Genomic DNA, 732 nt, shown 5'->3' on the forward strand with positions numbered 1-732 from the left:
ATTTCGGACTGCGATTCTGTTGAGCACGTTGTGCGGTGGGTGTGCAGCGTTATTTGTCGGGCCAGCTCGTGCTGACGATCCCACCGGAGCAAACGCTCAAGTTGGCGCGGAAGCGTTTGACTATTTCACGAACAACTGGAACGTGATCGGGTTGAAAGACTATCTGCGCGGGAGTCGCATTACCCCCGAAAACCGCTTGATGTTGGCGGGCGACCGTACGATTCAGATCCGCCTTGGCAGCGATCAGACGCCCTTGACTCGCGAACACCCCAAGCGGCTGCTGCACGACTGGATGCCGATTGTCATCGTTCGTGCGGAACGAGACGGTGTGGCGTACGAGTTCACGTTCTGGGCGACTCCACTCCCCGACGTCCGCGATTGGCAACAGGCGTTTGACTGGCCCAGTGCAGGCGAGAATTTCCTCGATTGGATTCGTGTGCGGGCCACGAACGTGGGTGCCGCGACGACGACGGCCTGCGTTGACATCAACGAAACACCGACGCCAGCCGCGGCACAGCCTCAGGCGCCGCAGGCCGGTGTGCCCGAGCCGCTGCCGTCTTATGCCTGGTCCTGGGAGCTGAAGCCGGGAGAATCGGCGGAAGCAGTCGCCCAGTACACTTTTGAACCGGTCGAATCGGCGACACGCATTGAGCGGGAAGCGGCCGACCTCTGGCTCAGTCGCTGCGAGTCGTTTTGGCAGGGATTGCTGGAACAACGTGCTCAAATCGAAGT

At 60.7% G+C, this 732-nt stretch carries 1 protein-coding gene; it reads left to right on the plus strand.

Annotated features, from left to right (window positions below; genetic code table 11):
* Positions 1–19 precede the first annotated feature (19 nt).
* On the plus strand, positions 20–732 hold a 713-nt coding region (locus ACYC56_RS15180; protein ID WP_461375011.1), incomplete at its 3' end, for a hypothetical protein.

The organism is Candidatus Aquicultor sp., assembly GCF_054640775.1.